Raw genomic sequence first — 17495 nt, forward strand, 5'->3', positions numbered from 1 at the left:
ATTCATTGAAATATTCATTGAAATATCCATGGAAACAGAAGATATTGGAATCGAAAAAAATAGAGCTGCTGCTGGTGGCATTGCTCCTATTGGCGGCTATCGTCATCCGGGCATACCATTTCGGAGCGCCGCCCATCGGCGTACATCAGGACGAAGCCATGGCTGCCGTGGATGCCAAAGCACTGGCGGACTACGGTACAGACCGTTACGGAATGCGGTATCCGGTGCATTTTACGGCGTGGCGTACCAGCCAGATGAGCGTATTACTGTCCTACTGTATGATCCCGTTTATTAAGCTCCTGGGATTCTCCACGGTATCCACGAGACTGCCGATGCTGGTGATCAGCTGCCTGGGACTGCTGGCACTGTACCTCTTCGGCAGACAGCTGGCCGGCAAATGGACCGGCATGATCGTGCTGATCCTGGGGATCATCAGCCCCTGGCATTATATGCAGAGCCGGTGGTCCTTTGACTGCAACCTGTTCCCCCATGTGTTCCTGATCGCGGTAGTACTGCTGATCGCCGGACTAAAAAAGAAACCGCTATTGTACCTTTCCATGGTGATGTTCGGACTGTGCTCCTATGCCTACGGAATTGCGGACTATTCGGTACCGCTGTTTTTACTGGTGGTTGCTATTTATCTCCTGCGGCAGCAGGCAGTGAATTGGAAGGAACTGGCAGCCTGCTTTGTGCTGTACCTAGTGATCGTGCTGCCGGAATTTTTATCCATGCTGCTTACCCTGCTGGGAAAGCCCGGAATCGAGACACCGCTTTTTACGATCCCGTCGTTCCTCTCCAGCAACCGCGGCAATGATATTCTGTTCGCTAATTTTTCCTGGAAACAGCTGTGGGAGAATATCGTATGGACCGTTACTACCACCTGGGGATCCGGGGACAAGAGCGTGACCAACACCATGGTGAGATTCGGCCCGGTGTACTATATCACGGATCTGTTCTTCGTCATCGGACTGGTCAGCATCCTCCGCAGACTCCGGCGAATGGATAAAACGGAGCGTTACCCCTATGTCGCACTGTTAGCATGGCTGGGCATGGGACTGTGGGTAGGCATCCTTACCAAAAATGTGACGGTGAACCGTATCAATATCATATTCTATCCGGTACTGATCATCGGGGGCATCGGTATCGCACACTGCATCCAGAAGGTGCACCTCCTGTCCGTACCCATTGCAGCGGTCTATGGCGTGATGGCACTGATGATGGCACAGATGTATTTTGGCAGCTGGGGAGAACTCAGCCGGACATATTACTACGATCCCTACATTCAGGCGCTGAACTACGCACATACCATCGATTGCGATGCCTATTATATCTATCCGGATCCCCAGGGAATCGATGCCGGCGCTACCTTAGGCGAGATCCTGACTATGTACACCCACCAGATCGATGCACATTACTATCAGGGCATCAGCAACGTACAGGACGGCGTGGAACTCCGCCCGTATAAAGAACGCTACCACTATGAAAACGTCACGGCAGAGACCATAGCGGCCAATGAGGCGTCCGGAGAGCGGGTAGTGTATATCGTGGATTCCGGGCAGAGAGAACTGTTCGATCCGGAGAAGTATGAGATCACTTCTATCTATGACCGGTTTTATGTGGTAAAAGACCGATCGAAATCTTAATTTTTTGTGGATTCTTATGTGAAAATTGCTTTTTACTTCCCTGCGTGGTACAATAAAATGACTTATGATTATTTTTATGTGCCGAGAGGGAAGTAAGAAGATGAAGCAGAATTTCTTGAAAATACCAATCAATCGAATTATTGCGTTGATCCTTTTAGATATAATGTCTATTGTTGTGGCTTCATTTGCTGCATTATACATTCGTTTTGACTTCAGTTTCGAGGGAATCCCTCAGGAATACCTTATCAAATTTGAAAATATTATTGTTTACAATATCATACTGACATTACTCTTCTTCGCATTATGGAAGCTGTACAAAAGTGTATGGCGCTATGCCAGCGCGACAGAACTGCTGAATATCGTATTTGCTACTACCTGCGCCAGTATAGCACAGATGATCCTGTGCCATATTCTGAATCAGAAGATGCCCCGAAGCTATTTTGTGATTTATTGGTTCTTGCTATTCGGAATGACTACAGTGATCCGATTCAGCTATCGGATCTTACGTCTGATCAATTCCAAGAGATCGGAATTAAAGACGAAAAAGGACGGCAGCAATGTCATGCTTATCGGTGCCGGAGCAGCGGCAAATGCTATCTTAAAGGAAATTGAGACCAGCCGATACTTGAATCTCAATCCCAAATGCATTATCGATGATAATCCCGGTTGTCACGGCAAATTCTTGCGTGGTGTGCCTATCGTCGGTGGCAGAGACAAGATTGCAGACGCCGTAGGGCAGTACAATGTGGATGAGATCATCTTCGCCATTCCCTCTGCCAATACCCATGTGAAAAAAGAGATCCTGGATATCTGTAAAGAGACCGGATGTAAGATGCGTACCCTTCCGGGAATGTATCAGCTGATCAACGGAGATGTCTCCGTGGCAAAATTAAAAGAGGTGGAGATCGAAGATCTCTTAGGAAGAGACCCTATAGAGATCAACACAGAAGAAGTCCTGAACTATGTGAAGGATAAGGTCATACTGGTCACCGGCGGTGGCGGGTCCATCGGAAGTGAGCTGTGCCGGCAGATCGCCGGGCATCAGCCAAAGCAGCTGATTATCGTCGATATCTATGAGAACAATGCCTATGCGATCCAGCAGGAGCTGATCCGTAAGTATCCGACACTGGATCTGGTAGTGTTGATCGCCTCTGTCCGCAATACGGAACGCATCGAGGATATCTTCCGCAGATATCGTCCGAACATCGTCTACCATGCGGCAGCCCATAAGCACGTGCCCCTCATGGAAGTCAGCCCCAATGAGGCGATCAAGAACAATGTCTTCGGTACCTACCGTACCGCACAGGCAGCAGATAAATACGGTGTGGAGAAATTCGTACTGATCTCCACGGATAAGGCTGTGAACCCTACGAATGTCATGGGTGCCTCCAAGAGAATGTGTGAGATGGTGATCCAGATGATGAACCGTAAGTCACAGACCAATTTCGTGGCAGTACGTTTCGGTAATGTACTGGGTAGTAACGGCAGTGTCATTCCCCTGTTTAAGAAACAGATCGCAGAAGGCGGTCCTGTTACGGTAACGGATCCGAACATTATCCGTTACTTCATGACAATACCGGAGGCGGTATCGCTGGTACTGCAGGCAGGAGCTTATGCCAGAGGCGGGGAGATCTTCGTTCTGGATATGGGAGAGCCGGTTAAGATCGTAGATCTGGCGACGAACCTGATCAAACTGTCCGGATACAAGCCGGGTGAGGATATCGAGATCAAATTCACCGGATTACGTCCCGGAGAGAAGATGTACGAAGAACTTCTCATGAACGAAGAGGGATTGAAGAAGACTGCCAACAAGATGATCTATATCGGAAAACCGATTGAATTTGATGATGATGTTTTCAAAAAGCAATTGGACAAGATCTATCAGGATGCCTATGCGGAGACGGATCGGATCCGCGAGGATATCAAGGAGATCGTACCGACGTACCAATTTAAAAAATAAACTTTGATAATTAGTGTCTGCTGATTTTGAACCGGAAACGGTTTAATCAGCAGACACTAAATACATTTCTGTGGCGAGAACATTCGAAGCAAAAACAGGGGATTGTGGATGCCTTGGTGGAGCTGAGAGATGGAACCAGGATTACAATTGAAATACAACTGCAAAACAAGATGTATTGGGACAAGCGGCAGTTATTCTACTGGTCAAAAGCGTACATTCAGGGGTTAGCTCAAAGGGAACGTTACGATAAGTGGTCCGGTGGCGGAATGTATGGAATTTCTAAATGCGAAGGGAGAGGAGGATTTGAATATGCTGATCCCAAGAGCAGACCAACAAGCAGAAATAGAAATTTCTTGACAAAAACCACATGAATGCTACAATTTTCTTATAAGGCTATTTGGGAATAGCATTTGTGGGAAAAGGGTGGAAAGAAGTATATAGTTTGCTATGCACAAATGTAATACCATCAATAGGTGTGCGCCTGTTGGTGGTATTTTGCTTTTACATAAGGAGAAAACTCGTGGCAGTAGTTATTTTTTGCTTTGGATGTGCCTTTATTTTTTATGAATTAACCGGAATAATCGGACGAGAGATGCTTGCTGATAAGCATATTACGGGAAGTGGTGAGGGTTATCAGAATGTTGTATTTGGCAAAGACAGCAAGGACTCTTTGATTGTAAATATTCAGTACAATGTTTTTGCTCCCATAATCTATATGCTGCTTATTGCTGCGGCATTACAATATTTTGAAATGAATCAGCTAGCTCAAAATGCGGTTTATATCGTTCCCTGCTACTACCTTGTAAGAGGATTTATGATAACGGTCGTTTCCGGTAAAAGGCAATTATATAATCCGGGTTATGAATTCAAGGTGGCAATGATGGGGACGATACTGGCATTTGCGGTGCAATATGCCTTGGTTCTGCCGGGAAAGGGGATTCTCTCTACAGTAGAAGAATTTCGTACACAGCTGTGGTTGGTATTCCTGGCGTTGGCGTATCAGTTTGTCATCAGAACATTTGGGCGATCCGCGAAAAATCGTCAGAATAAGGTATGTACACAGCAAATGAAGAAAAAGTACATTTTGGACAAGTATGATGCCTTTAGGGAGAAATATGATTCCATTGTCAATGAAATCGCTCCCGGAAATTATTTGCAGAGAGTCATCTATTCCATTATGATTTATGAAAACTTTAATCGGACGAAAACACAGCGCTGGGGTGAAAATATCATATTTCTCTTGGGAAAACGTCCAATGACGCTGGGCATTATGCAGGTAAAAACGCTAAAATTCATTCGGGATGCGCAAAGTGTAGAAATGGGATGTCAGAAGGTTAAGCAATCTTTTGAGGAATATGTTGAGCGGGCAATTCGAGAGAATGATCAATATTATCGGTTTGAAGGAGGAGAACCGGAAATTTGTCTGGAAAAAATATGTCAGGACTATAACGGTGCAGAGGATTACGTTGATGCAATTAAATATATTTTTTATACATTGCATGAATTCGAGTATGCGTATGATGAAACATATGAGATAGAGAAGCGTATGCCCAAAACACAAGAAATCACTGAGTGTTCAGAAAATTATGCAGAAGTCTATACATTCGAGGAATTAGCAGAAAAGCTGGGTAGATGCAGTCATATTAAGCTGCTGGAAGATTGCTCTATTACGCCGTTGGAAACGGAGAATGTTCATGCTGTCTGTGACCCGATATATAGGGGAAATATGCTCATAGTAGAAAATGTTGAAGATCTGACGGTGGAAGGACAACACAAGATAATCACATTGTATGGTGGAGATGGTTTGTGTTTTCGAAATTGCAAGAATCTTACATTGCATGGCATTTCGTTTAAGCAGCAGGATTGTGTGCCGGAGGAAGTGGAAGCAGAACCAATCTTGCGATTTGACAATTGCGCTGGAATAAACCTGGAACAAATTGAAATTGAGGCAAGGGACAGAAAAGGAATTTTTATACATCAGTGCAGAAAGGTATGCATAGAAGGTGGAAAATTACAAGGCTGTTGCAGTGTTGCATGTAAGGCAGAGGAATCGGATATCGCGATTGCATCCTCTGTCTTTACGCAAAATCATTGTGCTGAGGGAGTAATTCAAGTGTCAGATGGTTTGTTGAACATAGAAAACAGTATTCTGGAGGATAATCCGGTTCAAGATAATTTAATCTATAATATAAACAGCAATGTGAAATGTAATAATGTGTTTGTGAAAGGTGGAGGATTCAAGCAGATTAGTAATCAGGTCATAGGACAAGGAGTGCATGTGGTGAAGGATTGTAATTAGTGCCAGTAGAAAAGATTTCGAATACGTTACATATGCGGTAAAAAGCAAAAAGAATTGACAAATTTACTGGGCTCTTCCTGCCAACGACAGGAGGAGACACATGAGAAGAACGAAGCAAGCGCAGTTTATCCTGCCGAAGAGCGATTTCGCATTCCGGCAACTACTGGAAAATGAGACCATCCGCGAACGCTTTATCAGCGATGTCACGGGAATTCCCCTAACGGAAATAAAGTCTTCTAAGATGATAAATACATTTCTGTGGCGAGAGCATTCGAAGCAAAAACAGGGGATTGTGGATGCCTTAGTGGAGCTGAGAGATGGAAGCAGAATAACAATTGAAATACAACTGCAAAACAAGATGCATTGGGACAAGCGGCAGTTATTCTACTGGTCAAAAGCGTACATTCAGGGGTTAGCTTAAAGGGAACGTTACGATAAGTGGTCCGGTGGCGGAATGGATGGAATTTCTAAATGCGAAGGGAGAGGAGGATTTGAATATGCTGATGGCAAAGACCAAGAACCCAGGAATTCGGGAGGCGATTGAAACGATGAAAGAATTTGGACTCTTAGAGAGAATGCGTATAAGGATGTTCTATAAGAATCTTGCGCGCATGGATAGAATTACGGAAGATGAGTTTGTAAGGAATGAAGGAATTGCAGAGGGAATAACACAGGGAACGGCCAATTCGCTTATAGAGGTTTTAGCTAAATTTGGCGAGGTGCCGGATGGCATCCTTCAAAAGGTTCAGAGCCAGAAGAACCTGGAAATTCTGCAGGACTGGTTCAAGAAAGCAATCAAGGCTGAAAGCCTTGAGGAATGGGTGAAGAGCATTAAAGAGTTGACCCAAGAGCAGACCAACAAGTAGAAATAGTATAGAGTAAAGTTTTTGTCAGTTGAATAAAAGAAAAAGAGAGAGCACCAACATCTCTGTTATAATGGATTTGTCTAGAATCTAAAACACAGTCGATGGAGGTACTCTCATGAAAAACATTATAGCATACTCAGCAGAAAAGCTGTACAGGGATTTTGAAAAGGCGGATGAATTTTTTCTCTCCTCCGGGATGAAAGACATGGAGTTGTACGAGAAACAGATTGCAGAGGCTACTAGAAAGGCTGCGGCAGAGCACATGGCAGCCCTGTACACCGACATGAACCGTATGCTGTGTGAGGATATTTCCAGAGCAGAAAAATATACCATCCAGAGGCATGATGAACGCCAGTTGCTGACTACAGTGGGACCGGTTCGTTTTACCCACACGCTGTTCCGAAGCCGTAAGGACGGGACCTGCCATTATCTTCTGGATGAATGGATGGAACTGGATGCCCATGAAAGGCTGAGCAGCCGTGCGGAAGCAGAGGTGCTGGCAGAGGCGGTAAAGACCAGCTATGCGAGTGCATCCAGAGTGCTGGGAGAAGATTCGGTGATCAGCAAGACAGCGGTCATGGATAAGGTACATGGGATCCAGACACAACTGCCCTTCCCGAAACCGGAGAAGAAAAAGTGTGTGGAATACCTTTATATCGAGGCAGACGAAGACCACATCCACAAGCAGGATAAAACGGGAACAGAGAAGAAAAGCAGCATGATCGGGAAACTGCTGTATCTGTATGAAAGTCAGGAAAAGAAGGCCGGACGGAAGGAACTGAAGAATGTCTTCTATCTGGGAGACCTTTGCAGCGGAGGGGAAGCAAACAGGCATCTGTTTGAGAGAATGCAGGAATACATTGACACGAACTATGAGAGCCGGTATCTGAAAGCGGTATATATCAGCGGAGATGGCGGAGCATGGATCAAAGCAGGGGCGGAATACATTGAAAAGGGAGTTCCGGTACTGGATAAGTTCCACATGATGAAATACATAAACAAGGCAGCCAACCAGATGCTGGATGAAGCAGGGGAAGCGAAAGGGCGGCTGTGGAAAGCCCTGTATAAGGGAAAGAAGAAAAAGTTCGTGAAGACCATAAAAGCTATTCGGAAATGTGCACCGAACGAAAAAGCAGTGAATGACTGTGAAGAATACCTGCTGAATAACTGGGACAGCGCAGTCAGAAGAATGCGGGATAAGAATGTCTATGGGTGCAGCGCAGAAGGACATGTGAGTCATATGTATTCCGACCGGATGAGTTCCCGTCCAATGGGCTGGAGTGAAGCTGGAGCGGATGCGATGTGTCAGTTGAGATGCTATGTGAAAGATTACGGAGAAGAAAAGATCCTGGAACTGGTAAAGTACCGCCGGAACCATAAACAGGAAGAAGCAACAGGAACAGAAGGGATATCCGTGCGTCCAAACAGGGGATACATGAGGGAACTGCTGCTCCACCGTCATGACAATGACAGGGTATACATCGAAAAAATGCAGGCAACCATCCCGAGTATAGACATTCGAAAAAAGCTGGCGATCCGGGAGCAACTGGGAGGTATTTGACAAAACGATGCAGGAGAAGTAGACTATGGAAAAGCGATCTGAGCAAGTCCATAGCAGGGAATCTTCTGCGACTCTCCAACTGACAGTAAGTTTACTCTATCAAAAACCACATTTGGGGTTTGTAAAAAGGAATAAAAAGGTTATAATGATGGAGAAAACTTTGATTCTGAAACATATCTCAGGGATGCTCTGTCTATTAATTTCCTACAGTAAATTTACCCGACCAGGATGCTCAAATAAATTGCATTTCTACACCACAAGTGATAAAATAATGAAAATATTATGGCAACTAAATGCAGGTTGTCTTTTTTGCACATAATTAATTGTATGCTAAGGAAAGGCAAATATAAGATAAAGAGGAAGAGACATATGAAAAAGTTTGAAATATTTGAAAATAAAATCTGGCTTTCATCACCGACCATGCATGGAACGGAACTGCAATATGTTACCGAGGCTTATGAGACGAACTGGATGTCAACAGTGGGTAAAAATATTAATGAAGTAGAACGTCTAACCTGTGAGAAAATCGGGTGCAAGTATGCGGTAGCCCTTTCGGCAGGAACAGCGGCTTTGCATATGGCAGTGAAATTAGCCGGTGTAAAACCGGGTGAAAAAGTATTTTGTTCAGACGTAACCTTTGATGCTACGGTGAACCCTGTGAAATATGAAGGTGGAGATCCTGTATTCATTGATACGGAATATGATACGTGGAATATGGATCCGGTTGCTTTGGAAAAGGCATTTGAAATCTATCCAGAGGTAAAAGTGGTAGTTGTGGCACACTTATATGGCACACCGGGCAAAATTGATGAGATTAAAACGATCTGCGACAAACATGGAGCAGTGATTATCGAAGATGCAGCAGAATCTCTTGGCGCAACTTACAAGGGAGTACAGACAGGAAGCTTTGGCAACTATAATGCAATCTCATTTAATGGGAATAAGATTATAACAGGATCCTCAGGTGGGATGTTCCTGACAGATGATGAAGAAGCGGCCAATAAGGTAAGAAAGTGGTCTACACAGGCAAGAGAAGATGCCCCTTGGTATCAGCATGAGGAATTGGGATACAATTATCGAATGAGCAATGTGATTGCCGGAGTAGTGAGAGGACAGTACCCCTATTTGGAAGAGCATATAGCTCAGAAAAGAGCAATCTACGAAAGGTACAAGGAAGGTTTTAAAGATTTACCGATTCAAATGAATCCCTATGATGCTGAAAATACGGAGCCCAATTTCTGGCTCAGCTGTATGTTGATAGATGAAGACGCGATGTGCCAGCAGGTCAGAGGGGAGAGGGAAGCATTGTATATTACAGAGCCGGGCAAAAGCTGTCCGACTGAAATCTTGGAAACACTTGCTAAGTATAATGCAGAAGGTCGCCCTATCTGGAAACCGATGCATATGCAGCCCATCTATCGAATGAATGGTTTTATAACACGTGATGGTAATGGAAGAGCAAGAACTAATGCTTACATTGCAGGTAGTTGTCTGGATATAGGTTCAGATATCTTCCAAAGAGGATTATGCCTGCCTAGTGATAATAAAATGACAACAGAACAACAAGACATTATTATTGAAATTATTAAAGGATGTTTTAGATGAGCGAGGAATCTCACAAAAAAGGATTTTATGAAAGTTATATAAAGCGTCCGCAGGACTTCTGCTGCGCATTCTTGGCGCTCATTTTGCTATCGCCTGTGATGCTGATTACGGCAATACTTGTTCGAATAAAGCTGGGAACTCCTGTGATATTCAAACAAGAAAGACCGGGATTACATGGCAAAATATTTGCGTTATATAAGTTCCGTACAATGACAGATGGCAGGAATGAAGCCGGAGAACTATTACCTGATGATGTAAGGCTCACAAGTTTTGGAAAAAAACTTCGAAGTACATCTTTAGATGAACTCCCGGAGTTAATCAATATTTTGAAAGGCGATATGTCAGTCGTTGGTCCTCGTCCACTGCTTGTTCGTTATTTACCATTATATAATGAGAATCAGGCAAGAAGGCATGAAGTGAGACCTGGATTTACAGGGTACGCACAAGTACACGGGAGAAACAGTATCACATGGGAAGACAAATTTGACAAAGATGTGCACTATGTGGATCATGTTACTTTTTTGGGTGATTGGAAAATCATTTTTCAGACTGTGGGAACAGTGCTCAAAAGAGAAGGGATTAGCTCTGAAACAGCTGTGACGATGGAAGAATTTAAGGGTAATAAGTAATGGGCGAAAAAAAGAAAAAACTATTGATTATCGGTGCCAGTGGACATGGAAAAGTAGTTGCAGATATTGCAATGAAAAGTGGATATGAAGAAATTGCTTTTTTAGATGATGACAAATATGTAAAATTCTGCATGGGATTTCCTGTTGTTGGCACGACAGATTCAATAGATGATAAAGAGGAATCTGATGTAGTTGTAGCAATTGGAAATTCCGTAATTAGAGAAAAGCTGCAACAAAAATTATGCGATAAAGGGCTAAATGTAGTTACGCTTATTCATCCTGATGCAGTAATTGGACAGGAAGTATCAATAGGTATAGGCACAGTTATCATGGCGGGCACAGTTATTAATCCTGGAACTAAAGTGGGGAAAGGATGTATTATCAACACGGGTGCAACTGTTGACCATGATAATGAAATAGGTGATTTTGCACATGTTTCAGTGGGCAGCCACCTGGCTGGAACTGTTAGAGTGGGAGAACGTTCATGGGTTGGTGCAGGAGCAGTTGTGAGTAATAATATTACTATTTGCGCAGATTGTGTGATTGGTGCAGGGGCGGTAGTTGTTAGAAATATTGACAAACAAGGAACATATATAGGGGTTCCAGCAAATGTAGTACAATAACATTAAAAAATAAAATGAAGTGAGATATGTATAATGAACGTTTTATTCCTAACACTATTAGATTTTAATAGTATTGATGAACATAACATATATACGGATTTATTGCGTAAATTTTACCAAGAAGGGCATTCTGTGTATGTGGTATCCCCTGTGGAGCGAAAAAATAATCAAAAAACGCACTATATAAAATGTGATAATCATGTAGGGATTTTAAAACTAAAAATAGGAAATATTCAGAAAACCAATATTATTGAAAAGGGAATTTCGACAGTAACATTGGAGCAGAAATTCATTCAAGGTATAAAAAAGTATTATTCTGATATTAAGTTTGATTTGATACTTTACTCTACACCACCTATTACTTTGCAAAAAGCTGTAAAATATGTCAAAACAAGAGATAATGCCACCACGTATCTTATGTTAAAGGACATTTTCCCACAGAATGCAGTTGATATGGGGATGCTATCTAAACATGGATTAAAGGGGATACTATATAAGTATTTTAGATTAAAAGAAAAAGCATTGTATAGAGATTCAGATTATATTGGGTGCATGTCACGAGCAAACGTGGATTATGTGCTGAAGCATAATCCGGAGGTTGAAAGAAATAAAGTAGAAATATGTCCCAATTGTATTGAAGTAAGTTCGCAGGTAAAGAAACTCGATTCAAAAGAGATTGCTAAATTGAAGAAAAAGTATGGAATTCCGCAGGGTAAGAAGATATTTGTGTATGGTGGAAATTTAGGGCGCCCACAGGGGATTGGATTTATTATTGAATGTATAAAAAGAATAGAACATGAAAAAGGTATATACATAATAATTATTGGATCAGGAACTGAATACGCAAGACTGGAAGAGGCAATTCAGAAGAAATCCCTAAAAAATACAAAATTGTATGCGGCATTGCCTAAAGAAGATTATGACGCTTTTTTGCAATTATGCGATGTGGGGTTGATTTTCTTAGATTTCAGATTTACTATTCCCAATTTTCCTTCTAGATTGTTAGCGTATATGGATAAACAATTACCAGTAATGGCAATTGTGGATGATGTAACAGATGTAGGAAAAGTAATAGAAGATGGGGGATTTGGTTGGAGTTGCCAAAGCAAAAATGTTGAAGATGTGATTGAAACATTCGTCAAGATTGCAAATGAAAAGGAACTGTCTATTTATGGACAGCGTGCGCTGCTCTTTTTACAAGATAATTATACAGTGGACGTTGCTTATTCGGCAATTATGAAACACTTTTAGTAATAAGGAATTGAAATAGGAGTACTATATTATGCAACAATTTAAACGTATTTTAATTATAAGCATGAACCCATTGAGTGATATATACAATAATGGAAAAACGTTAACTTCCTTTTTTGAAGGATATCCCCGAACGCATATAGCACAATTATTTTTTTCCTCTGAACAGCCCCAGATGCGAATATGTAATAATTTTTATAGAATTAGCGACAGCGATATGATTAAGTCTCGGATTAGCAAAGAATTCCAATGTGGAAGAAAAGTTTTGGAAGAAAATGAACATTCTGCCGTACAGAATGTGACAAATGGTAAACAGATAAGAAAAAACAATCTTACCAGATTGGCGAGAGAGATAGTATGGAATGATAACTGGGATACGAAGGAATTAAAAGAGTGGTTGGATGATTTCCAGCCTGAAATCATATTTATGGTTGTTGGTGATGTTGTATTTGAATACAAAATTGGTTTGAAATTGGTGGAAAGATATAAATCAAAAATGGCTTTGTATATTACGGATGATTATATAATGCCACGGCGTACACTTTCAGTTTTTTGGTGGATTAGGCGTAGTTATATATTGAATTATTTGAGAAAAGCTGTTAAAAGAGCTGACATCTTTTTTACAATTTCAGAACTAATGCGGCAAGAATATAAGAGAGTTTTGAAAAGAGATAGTTATGTAGCAGTCAACATGAGCCCATCTTTAGCTGAAGAGCCCACAAATAAGAACATTGAAGATCATGAAATATCATTTGTATATGCGGGGGGGCTGCATTTAAATAGATACAAGGTATTACATGAGCTGGCATGTACCCTGAAAGAAATTAATATGAAGACTGAAAAGAAATGTAAGCTGCTTATCTATTCTGCACAAAAAATAACGGATAGAGTGAAAAAACAAATAACAATTGAAAATGTATCTGATTTTATGGGGGGAGTGGAATGTGAACAATTAAAGCACATTTTAAATAGGTCTACAATATTGGTTCATGTCGAGTCATTTGATAAAAAAAACATTTATGACACCAAGTTATCATTGTCCACAAAAATTCCTGAATATTTATCTGTTGGAAAGCCCATTTTAGCTATTGGGCCAGCAGAGATTTCATCCATGCAGTATTTGTCGGATGTTGCATCTTGTGTTACAAATCTTGATCAGATGTATAGCAATATCTATGAACTGATTTCTAATCCAAAGCTTTTGAACAATTATGGCTTGTTAGCAAGAGAAAAATATTTGAAAAACCATGTGGCAGAACACAATCGCGAAGAAATGTGGAAAATACTCGGTGATTTGACTTGATTTTTTAGTAAATATACTATTTCTGTTGAAATAATGTTGATATGCATTTAGAAAATATTTATATCACATGGAAAAGATAAGAGCGTTATTAGAAAGGTGTAAAGCGAGATGAGAAGGCATAGTTTTAAGTTGGTAATGCCACTAATTTTGGTTGAAGTTTACTGGATTATTACATATATTATTTACCGCTATGGCATTATAAAATACCCATTTGCTAATGATAGCCGTGTGTTGATTTTTTTGACAATGTGCAATTTGTTCTTTGCAATGGGATATTTGATAATATGTCACCACAAAAGAAAAAATTGTATACAAAATGTAGAGATGGGGATTGAGAATGGTAAGAAATTACTGCTCATTTCCACCATTGTTGCAGTAATTCTATACATACCAAATAGCATGAGGTACACGGGAAATTGGTATCCGGATGTTTTTAACAATTTAGTCAATCCTGGTGAAACTTATCAAAAAGTTATTGCCAGCGTCTCAGAAAACGGCATGCTACGAATATTTGGCTTTTTTGACATTTTCCCATTTATGATTTTTCCACTAATGTTTATTATGTGGGACTTTTTGAAATGGAAATTAAAGTTGGCTAGTTCTGTTACCGCTTTTGGGTATTTGCTGCTTTATTGTACAGGAGGAAGAAACATGCCAATTTTGTTGTTTGTTCTTTCGGTCATTGTAACTTACATTGTTAAAATGTGCTCCGATAGAATAAGCCTTAGGACATTCATAAGAGATACACTAATTTGTGTTTCTTCAATTGTACTTGTTATAGTTATGTTTACTATGAATTTGAAGTCGCGTACTTTTTATTCAGATGACGTAGAAGAACAAATGACAATCACTTCGGTAAATCAAGAAACAAATCATTCGGTAAATCAAGAAACAAATCAGGGGCAGAATGATGAAACTGGAGTGTATTTACAGTATAAAGATTTAATCATTACAATAGAGCAAAAGGAAAAATGTGACGAAGTGGCAAAAATATTTCCAATGTATACGAATCCATATACTAAGCAATATGCTGATCCTGACAACTTGCTTTATAAAGCGATTCCAGATTCTGCAAAATTTCTATGTGTTATGGCAGATGCATACGCATCGGGAAGTTATCATGCGCTGTCAGTGGCGTTGAGATTAGAACACCAATGGACATATGGAATCGGATTTTCTGAATTTCTACAAGATTATTTAAATATGTTTACAGGAATTGACATAAAGAGCATAACATATGGTAGTAGAGTTGCACATGTAACAGAGCCGTCCATGGTAAGTGTGTATGGATGGCCAACGGCTTATGTACAGCTGGCAGGTGATTTGACTTTCCCTGGTGTAGTCGTATTTATGGGGGGATTGGGTGCAGTAGTTGCTTTATTATGGCGAGACATCCTTGAAAAGAAAAATGTATATGGTATACCATTTGTTTCACAGATAGCTCTCTTTTTGTTATTCTTACCAGCAAACTGCATTACATTTAATAGTGGAGGATATTTTGTTACTTTTTGGGGTACTGCACTAATTTGGTTAATTTCACTTCAGAAAAGAAAATGTGGGCAAGAAAAATAATATAGGATATATTATCATACATTGACAGAGGGAGAATACTGGGATGGTAAAAAAGCACTATATAGGTATGTATGGCATGTACTTGTATGAAGCGGAAATAGATGATTCTCCAAAGAGAGTAAATAGAACACAAAGACTCATATGCTAGAGGCTTTCGATAATGGAGGCTAGCAATTTGACTTCATATTTTATGGTGATGTATCCGTAGACAATGCGGATGAAAGCTGCGGATGAAGAGCTGTATATCTAAGCATGTCTCACCGTCTTAAGTAACCGGGAAATCGCGCCGTCAGATACAGGGGATGAAGTATCATCTGTATGATGTAAATCATGAATTAATCAAATATTGGAATAACCAAAACTACATAGATTCATTACGATTTTTATCGGTTTTTTTATGTAAAAAGATAGATTATTTGACAGGGAGTCAGTCTATAATAGAGTATGCGGATCAATTTGACGAAAAAGGCAATTTTATTGTAGAAATAAAAGAATGTACTATTTCCGGAAACAATGAAACAAGGGATTATATAAATGCTAGTTGTTTGAATATTGATACAGTTAATTTTGTTACTTCTATGGTAAAGGAGGCAAAAGGAAAAGGTGTCGAAATATTAATAGTTGCCCCACCCACGCTGCGTGAATCAAAAGTTGATGCAGAAAAGATTGATGAGGCTTATCAAAGTATTTCTGAAAAAACATGTGCCATGTATATTTCGCAAGCAGAAAATCATTTGTTTGAGAGAAAACACATGGCGGATTCAATTTGGCACTGTAATATGTATGGAAGGAAGGAGAACACAGAACAGCTGATTCAGAATTAAGAGGATATGGTATATTAGAGGAAAAACGGTAACGAGAAAGTTATTTTTGGAAAGGTATATTACCGAAATCTCTAACTCAAGAAAATGAGCAAGTATAAAATGGAAGAACTTAAGGCGGATTGCGTATCATTATTTCTGAACATTAATTTAAGTGGCTTGTATTTTGTTGTGTCCTTGACTAGGGTTACAGATTAGTTTATATTATGGAAGAGATAAGAGGTGCAAACCAATCGAGTGCTTACAGTATATCTGTGTAAGCGATAAAGAAGTACATACAAGAGAAACTGGAAAATGCAAGGAAAGAAGACGGCGAGTAAGACTCTTTATAGAGGTTGCTGGTAACAAAACTTGCGATACCTGTCTTTCGTGGAAGTAAGTAATATGTCCTTATGTGGGATGATTCAAACTATCACTTGAGGTGGTAGTTGATGACGAGGAGTTTGATAATTCATGGATAAGAACAAAGCAATGCCTGTAATTACTTGTATTATGTTTACATATAATCACTTTGATAGGATATATGAATCACTTGATTCTGTATTTGCTCAAGATTATCCTAATATCGAGTTAGGGGTTTTTGATGATTGCTCAAAAAATTTTCCTGCTCAGAAAATTAAAGATTATATAAATGAAAGAAAAAAATCTAATATCATAAAAGTTAAGGTTGTCCAAAATGAAGTGAATCTTGGAACGGTCAAAAATATAAATAATGCTGAGAGGCAGTTTGAGGGTAAATATATAATTAATCTTTCTCCGGAAGATCCGTTTGCATCTAGTGATGTCATGCGGAAAATTGTAGATAAAATGGAGGAATTGAACTCAGATGTTATAACAACATATAGGATAATCGTTGATGGAAACGGAAAGACAGTAGGGAAAAGTCCAAGCGAAAGATATTTCAATAAATTTATTGGTATGACAGCAAAAGAGCAGTTCAGGGCTATTGCTACTGGTGCGGGGATTGCTGGGCCGGGAACATACTATAGCAGAAAATACTTAGAAGAACAGGGATTTTTTGATGAAAATTATAGATTGCAGGAAGATGGACCAATGCTTTTAAAGACAACAAGAAACGGTCATCATATTGATGGGCTCAATATCGTGAGTTGTTATTATCGGTTAGGCAATGGTGTTTCGTCGAGTACAAATCTTAATGAGCTTTTATTAAAAGATATTAAAAGGATGTTTGACGTTGAAGTATTACCTTTTCTAGATCAATTCAATTTTTGGGAAAAAAGAAGAATAAGATATGAAATTAGTAGATTAAAGATTTCAAGAAGAAGTATGTCAATTACACAAAAGATACTGTTTGGACTAAAATACCCAGACGTTGTTTTGTTTCGAAAATCGATAAGGTGA

15 protein-coding genes are annotated in these 17495 nt (G+C 40.2%); all 15 read left to right on the plus strand.

From position 1 onward, the window contains the following. Positions 1-5 precede the first annotated feature (5 nt). A complete protein-coding gene (locus tag FYJ59_RS12450; protein WP_205839541.1) occupies positions 6-1643 on the plus strand; it encodes an ArnT family glycosyltransferase in 1638 nt (545 codons plus the stop codon). Positions 1644-1743: 100 nt separating this feature from the next. After that, positions 1744-3603: a polysaccharide biosynthesis protein gene (locus tag FYJ59_RS12455; RefSeq protein WP_154497918.1), complete on the plus strand. Its 1860-nt coding sequence runs from the start codon at positions 1744-1746 to the stop codon at positions 3601-3603. Positions 3604-3629: 26 nt separating this feature from the next. Then, the gene (locus tag FYJ59_RS12460) at positions 3630-3974 is read left to right on the plus strand and encodes a PD-(D/E)XK nuclease family transposase (RefSeq protein WP_205839542.1); all 345 of its coding nucleotides are present in this window, start codon (positions 3630-3632) and stop codon (positions 3972-3974) included. 149 nt (positions 3975-4123) lie between these two features. Continuing rightward, positions 4124-5902, plus strand: a complete 1779-nt coding sequence (locus FYJ59_RS13965; protein WP_205839543.1) for a hypothetical protein — start codon at positions 4124-4126, stop codon at positions 5900-5902. A gap of 100 nt (positions 5903-6002) precedes the next feature. Continuing rightward, positions 6003-6323, plus strand: a complete 321-nt coding sequence (locus tag FYJ59_RS12475) for an Rpn family recombination-promoting nuclease/putative transposase (RefSeq protein ID WP_154497941.1) — start codon at positions 6003-6005, stop codon at positions 6321-6323. A gap of 76 nt (positions 6324-6399) precedes the next feature. Then, entirely contained in the window at positions 6400-6768 is a 369-nt protein-coding gene (locus tag FYJ59_RS12480) for a hypothetical protein (RefSeq protein WP_154497944.1), read from the plus strand. A 115-nt stretch (positions 6769-6883) separates the two neighbouring features. Continuing rightward, positions 6884-8329, plus strand: coding sequence for an ISLre2 family transposase (locus FYJ59_RS12485; protein ID WP_154497950.1), 1446 nt, complete (start codon positions 6884-6886; stop codon positions 8327-8329). Between the two features lie 369 nt (positions 8330-8698). Continuing rightward, positions 8699-9934 (plus strand): DegT/DnrJ/EryC1/StrS family aminotransferase, encoded by a 1236-nt coding sequence (locus tag FYJ59_RS12490; protein ID WP_154497954.1) that lies wholly within the window; start codon positions 8699-8701, stop codon positions 9932-9934. Next, positions 9931-10563: a sugar transferase gene (locus FYJ59_RS12495; protein WP_154497958.1), complete on the plus strand. Its 633-nt coding sequence runs from the start codon at positions 9931-9933 to the stop codon at positions 10561-10563. The genes FYJ59_RS12490 and FYJ59_RS12495 overlap by 4 nt, the downstream gene beginning before the upstream one ends. Beyond that, on the plus strand, positions 10563-11186 hold the full coding sequence (locus tag FYJ59_RS12500) for an acetyltransferase (protein WP_154497966.1): 624 nt from the start codon (positions 10563-10565) through the stop codon (positions 11184-11186). Before FYJ59_RS12495 ends, FYJ59_RS12500 begins: the two co-directional genes overlap by 1 nt. 33 nt (positions 11187-11219) lie before the next feature. Further along, a complete protein-coding gene (locus FYJ59_RS12505; protein ID WP_154497971.1) occupies positions 11220-12437 on the plus strand; it encodes a glycosyltransferase family 4 protein in 1218 nt (405 codons plus the stop codon). A gap of 31 nt (positions 12438-12468) precedes the next feature. Beyond that, positions 12469-13740 carry a glycosyltransferase family protein gene (locus tag FYJ59_RS12510; protein WP_154497974.1) on the plus strand — a complete coding sequence of 424 codons (1272 nt, stop codon included), beginning with the start codon at positions 12469-12471 and terminating at the stop codon, positions 13738-13740. Positions 13741-13848: 108 nt separating this feature from the next. After that, the gene (locus tag FYJ59_RS12515) at positions 13849-15312 is read left to right on the plus strand and encodes an oligosaccharide repeat unit polymerase (protein ID WP_154497982.1); all 1464 of its coding nucleotides are present in this window, start codon (positions 13849-13851) and stop codon (positions 15310-15312) included. A gap of 302 nt (positions 15313-15614) precedes the next feature. After that, positions 15615-16136: a hypothetical protein gene (locus FYJ59_RS12520; RefSeq protein WP_154497985.1), complete on the plus strand. Its 522-nt coding sequence runs from the start codon at positions 15615-15617 to the stop codon at positions 16134-16136. A 450-nt stretch (positions 16137-16586) separates the two neighbouring features. After that, complete coding sequence (locus FYJ59_RS12525; protein ID WP_022154320.1) at positions 16587-17495, plus strand: glycosyltransferase family 2 protein; 909 nt, start codon at positions 16587-16589, stop codon at positions 17493-17495.

It is taken from the genome of Waltera intestinalis (assembly GCF_009695995.1).
Taxonomy (GTDB): domain Bacteria; phylum Bacillota; class Clostridia; order Lachnospirales; family Lachnospiraceae; genus Acetatifactor; species Acetatifactor intestinalis.